Source organism: Turicibacter sp. T129, assembly GCF_025594975.1.
Classification (GTDB): Bacteria; Bacillota_I; Bacilli_A; order MOL361; family Turicibacteraceae; genus Turicibacter; species Turicibacter bilis.
Genome location: NZ_JAMQUU010000075.1, coordinates 1 through 6,506, shown reverse-complemented (window position 1 = coordinate 6,506; position 6,506 = coordinate 1). Strand labels below are relative to the sequence as shown.

The window sequence follows — 6,506 nt, the reverse complement described above, 5'->3', positions numbered from 1 at the left end:
TATTATAGAACCGTTTTTTTGTGATATTGAAATAAGATGGCAACTACCTTTTATAGGTAGTTTTTTTATTCTTAGGCGTGGTACCCTTCTTGCTTATATAAGCAATAAGAGAAATGAGTAGTTTTTTATCACTTTCGAATTATCATTAAGAAAAAGGGGTAAGATCATGAAAAAAAGTTTACCGAGTGTATTAGCATTATCACTAATTATCTCAAATTTTTCGCCAACACTAAGTGTATTCGCCAATGAATGGCAAACACAAGTGAAAGTTTCAGAAGAAGAAACTAAAGAAAATAAAGTGAGTGAAGCGATTGTTAGAGGCTTTGCATTAAATAGCTATGATAACTTTAATGCTTACAATGAAAAGTATCGCGTCTCACGAGATGAGATAGTCTCATTCTCAAATAATGGGGGACAATATAATTCAAGTTCGTTAGATAAAGCATTTGATAATAATTTATCAACTCATTGGGAAACTGGAACAAAAAATACTTCCTCATTTATCAATGAAGTGATTATTGAATTTAATCAGATTAAATCTATTGATCGTATTGTTTATGCCACTCGACAAGATGTAGCTAAAGGAAAAGGATTCCCAAATGAATTTGAAATTTATGCTTCGTTGTCTGGGGAAGATGATGATTTTCGATTAGCTGTTACTGGAAGTCATACTACAACAGGAAATATGATGGAGTTTAAGTTTGATACGATTCAAGCTAAAAAAATTAAATTTGTTTTTAAATCAGCTAATCAAGATTGGGCCAGTGCATCAGAATTTTGGTTCTATAAAGAAGATGCACTTCTGAATCAAATGAATCACATTTTTACGAATGAGTCTAAAAATGAACTAAGTGAAGAATTTAATACCATTGAGAAGTTAAATGAATTTGAGGTTCTTGCACAGCAACATCCATTTTATGATGATTTTAAAGAGGATATTGCTAATGCTCGAATTTTATTAGAATTAACAGAAGTTAACTATATGAATGCGATGATTTCAACGTTTACTTCTTTTGATGATGAGAGATTAGAGGCTTATGATGCATTATATAAAGTGCCTTCTGAAAAAATCACAAGTATCACGACGAATGGTGGTCATTATGCAAGTCATAGCATTTTAAATGCAATGGATAATGACATCAATACAAGATGGCATTCGAGATCTCAAAATAGTTCAAGCCATACGAATGAAGTTATTATTACATTAGAAGAATTAACAACAATTAATCGCTTAATGTATTCAAATAATCACTCTAGAGGATATGCCCAAGCATTTGAAATTTATATCTCAAAAACATCTCAAGGTGATACATTTGAAAAAGTAACAGCTGGAGAGATGGCGATTGATACAAAAAATACGATGGAGATTTTATTTAATCCAACAGATGCACGTCGTATTAAATTTGTGTTTACAGAAGGATATGAAAACTGGGCAATTGCTTCTGAGTTTGGAATTTATAAACCAGATAGTATCTCTGAAGTAATGGATCGCTTATTCATAGATAAGACTATGAGTGAATTAAACCCGGAATTTGCTACAATTGCAATGATAGAATCATTGACTGAACAAGTAAAAAATCATCCATTTGCTGATGAGTATATGGAAAAGTTGAACATTGCTAAAGAGTTAATAGAATTTGGTACTATCCAATTGGGAACTTCTAATATAAGTAAATTTACACCATTTTATACAGAATATATCAAACAATATGATGAGATGTTCCGTGTGCCTATTTCTGCAATTAGTAATAATGGTGGAAATTATCCAGGAGCTCTACTTCAATATGCAATTGATGAAGATATCACAACGCATTGGGAAACTGGGACTGCTAATAGTGATACATTTAAAAACGAAGTTATTTTAACGTTAGATAAAGCAGTAGAAGTTGATCGTTTAACTTATAAACCTCGAACGATTAATAAAGGATTCCCAACAAAATTTAGTATCTATATATCGCCAGTTACTACAGGAGATAATTTTCAAAAAGTTTCGGAAGGTCACTATGCGGTGACAAATGACATGTTACAAATCAAGTTTGATTCAACAAAAGCAAAGCGTATTAAATTTGTTTTTGAAGAAGCCTATCAAGATTGGGCATCTATTGGAGATATCCGTGTTTATAAGCAAGATACTACTGCAGATCAAATGAAAAATCTATTTACAAATGGACTGATGAATGAAGTATCTGAAGCTTTTAATACAATTGAAAAATTAGAAGCTTTAGAGGAGAAAGTGAATGAGCATCCATTAGCTTCTGTTTATCAAGAAGATATTCAATTAGCAAAAGATATTATTAATAATGAATTACAAACGGTAAAAACAGTGACTGTAGAGCAGCACGGTGACCGAAATGCACACACTAATCAGAATTTAAAGTTTGGATTTGGAAATAACAATCAACCAACTGGAGTGTTGGCGAAACCAGGTGATACAGTTGTTGTTTATGTTGATGCTGAACCAGGAAAACCATTACCTCAATTGTTTTTCTCACAGCAAGAGGGAAGTTTTGCAAACTGGGGAAGAACGGTTAGTTTACATGCTGGAAAAAATGTCATTACAGTTCCAGAGGTTACTCAAAATGATGGGTGGTATCATCATTCAGTAACACCAGGTGGAGCGGTATATATTGTTAATCCTTATACAGAGGAGCAACAAGGAAAGTCACCAGTTATCCGATTTGCTAAAGGTGTTGAAGTATTTCCAATGATGGATAAAAATACAGATGAGCAAGAGTTTTTACAGTTATTAAAAGATTATAAAGCACGATTAGATGCAGATAAAAGAGCGAATCCAGATGTGATGGATCGTCAAATGATTGATATCGTTGAAATTGTATCTGATCACTTAGTATTCACGGGAACAGCAACCGGAGCATATGAAGCCTATGTGAACCAAGAGTTTAGTCCACTTCAAACTGTAAACATGTATAATGACCACATGGATTTAGTATTTGAATATTTAGGATTGGATGGTAGCAATGAATTAAATGATGTGAAGTATACGCGTGAAAATATTCGTCTAGCTCAACCATTTGGATATATGTATGCTTATACAAATCATATCGGGGTTCAAGGCGATGTTATGGTTAGTATGTTAACGAGTGTCGGTGGTTGGGGTGTTGACCATGAAATGGGTCATCGATTAGATATTGGAGTTCGAACAATCGGAGAAGTTACAAATAACATGATTCCACAGAATTCATCGTATTACTATAATAAACCAGATAAGCGTATCCCATTTGAAAGTCATATTTATAAAAATGTAATTTCCAAAGATAATAATGAGTATTATTCAGGTTCATACTTTGAAAATTTAGCAGTATTTTGGCAATTAGAAATGATTTATCCTGGTTATTGGGCTAAACTTAATCGACAATATCGTGAGAACAATGTTGTATTAGATTCACAAGATTCAGCAAACGATAAATTAAATCAATTAGCAAAATACTCAAGTATTGCGTTAGAGTTAGATTTAACTGAACATTTTGAACGCCATGGGTTCTTTGTTTCAGATGAGACAAAAGAATTTGTCAGCCAATATAAAAAACCAGAAGTTAAAACGTGGTATGCAAATTATGACTATATTGAATATAAAGGAAATGGCTTTGAAAAAGAGACAGGATTAGTGGTTGAACGTTTAACGCATGGTGAACATAATCAGTTAGTATTCAAAGTAAATGCTGATGTTGCCGCTGATGTTTTAGGATATGAGATTTTTAAAGATGAAGAATTAATCGGATTTACTTCAACAAATAGTTTTATTGATACAACGACTGAAGTTGGAGAAGCGGTTGAGTACAAGGTAATTCCTTATGATAAGAAGTTAAATCCAGGTGAAGAAGTTCATCTTCATTCATTAGCGCCGACAATTATGACTAGTCAAGAAAAGGTAATATTCAAATTAAATGAGGCATTTGAACCGATGAATCTTGCAAAAGCTTATACATATACTGGTGAAGAGATGACGAATGCAGTAACAGTTAATCATTCAGTTGATATGAGTCAAAAAGGAATCTATCCAGTCACTTTCATGGCCGAAGATCAAGGAATGACAACGGCTAAAACTATTAAAGTCGAAGTGGTTAGTGACTATGACTATTTATCAGATATTGAATGGACAGATGTTGAAACAGTATGGGGAACACCACGACGAAATGAAAATATTAAAGGTCGTATAAATGGTGACATTCAAACCTTTGAACAAGGATTTGGAATTCATGCGAATGGAAAAATAACGTATGATTTAACAGATTTAGCCTATGATCGATTTGAAGCATTAATTGGGGTAGACATGAATATTGCCTCTCAATTAAATTCAAGTTTACAAGTGAAGGTTATTGCAGATGGTCAAGTTTTAGCAAAGACGCCAATTTTAAAACATGCCGATAATATGGTATCTGTCGATGTGCCAGTTAAAGGAGTTAAGGAATTAGTAATTGAGATAAATGATGCAGGGAATGGAAATACGTCAGACCATGCTATAATCGCTAATCCGAAATTAATTACAAATAATGCCAAACCGCAATTAACAATTCCAAAGGATGCAGCTGTGAAAGTAGGACAAAAATTAGAAGACATTATCGGTACATACACGGCAAAAGATGCTGAAGATGGAGAATTAACAGCATCAGTACAAGTATCAGGAGCAGAAAACGTTAACTTCGATTGTCCAGGAAAATATACAATTACTTATACTGTTACAGATTCAGATGGGAATCAAGTTGAAAAAACTCGTACGATTTCAGTCGTTGATATGAATGATTTTACGTATCTAACAGATTACGACTGGAAATCAGCAAATCAAAGTTATGGAAGTGCGAAAAAAGATATCTCTGCAAGTGGAAATACCTTGAGATTAACAAATGAAGATGGATCAGTAGCGACTTATGAACACGGAATTGGTGCTCATTCAACGTCAACGATTATCTATGATTTAAGCGATAAAGATTATCAATTTTTCAGCTCATATGTTGGGGTCGATCGTCAAATGTATGGTTCAGTCGGAAGTGTTGTTTTTCAAGTTTATGTTGATGGGGAAAAACAGTTTGATAGCGGATTAATGAATTCAAGAGACCCACAACAGTATGTAGAGGTTAATTTAGCAGGTGCGAAAGAATTAAAACTTGTGGTGACAGATGGTGGAAATGGTGACGGATCAGACCATGCAACATGGGGAGATACAAAACTTCATTTTGCTAATAGTGAACGTGAAGAAATTAACCGTGAATCATTAGATACTTTATTAGAAGAAATTGACTCACTAACGGCTTCTGATTATACTGAATCATCGTGGTTAAACTTAATGCAAGTTCTTCAAGAAGTAACTACACAATTAGCAGCGGGATATAATCAAGAAACAATCAATCAATTAACAGCTACTTTACAAGAAGCTTACGAGAAACTAGAAAAGGTTGTTAGTTTTGATGAATTAGTTCAATTAATTACAACTGTAGAAGAGATGGACTTATCAGCTTACACGTCTGAAAGTGTTGAACAGTTACAAACTACTTTAGAGCAAGCAAAAGCATTAGTAGAAAATGCAACACTTCAACCAGAAGTCGATCAAATGATTGAAAAACTTCAAACTGCAATTAATCAATTAGAAAAATCAGAAGATTTAAATCAAGTGGTTGGGATTAAAGATGACTACTTAAAAGCTGAAATAATCAAAACGTTAAACCTTCAAAAAAATGAAGTAACAGTAGGTGATCTATTAAATTTAACATCACTTACGTTAAGTAATCGTGTTAAAAATTTAGAGGGATTACAATATGCTAAAAACTTAGAGAGCCTTGAGTTCCCTCATGCTGAAGTCACAGATTTATCTCCCTTAAAAGATTTAACAAAACTAACAAAAATTGTTGCAGATTGGCAAATTATTGAGGGAGGAATGTTAGAGCGTACAGAAAATAAAGTGTCTATTGATCATAAAGTAATTAACCGTCAAGGTGAGCGTGTTATTCCATCGAGTATTATGGTGCGTCATAATCAAACCTTTACAGAAATGCCTATTGATTTAGCAACAAGTATGAATGAAAATGGTGTAATCTCATTTGATACCACTTCATACGAAACAGGGAGTTACTCAGTATTTATCGCATATGAAAATGAAGCAGATAATTACCAAGCTCAAGTCTTATATATGTTTAGAGTAGAATAGCACTAAAAATATATTTATATAAGTCCAGATAAATTTTCTTCATAGAAAATTTAAGCCCTACTAACGGTAGATACATTTTCTTCGAAAATGGTAGGTGACCCAAGCCCTAATAGTAGGGAATTAGATTTCTTTCAGAAATCGTAGGTGACCCATTCCCTAGCAGTGGAGGATTAGATTATCTTTGATAATCGCCAGGTGACCCCTGGACGATAGTTGGCCTTGAACTTAAAAAGGACTAGAAACTGAGGATGATTCTGAAAATGTAGATTATTTCTCTGTTTTTATATAGTTAAAAACCTAGTAGTTTAGCTACTAGGTTTTTTCAATATGACGAATTGTCAATACA

The 6,506-nt window shown here is 33.3% G+C and carries 1 protein-coding gene; it reads left to right on the top strand.

Annotated elements, in window-relative coordinates:
- Positions 1-166 precede the first annotated feature (166 nt).
- Entirely contained in the window at positions 167-6,160 is a 5,994-nt protein-coding gene (locus tag NEH75_RS11465; protein WP_262948888.1) for an NPCBM/NEW2 domain-containing protein, read from the top strand.
- The last annotated feature ends 346 nt before the right edge of the window (positions 6,161-6,506 follow it).

Excerpts from the sequence above, each read along its gene's own strand:
- NEH75_RS11465 (WP_262948888.1), top strand. The coding sequence starts at position 167 with ATGAAAAAAAGTTTACCGAGTGTATTAGCATTATCACTAATTATCTCA.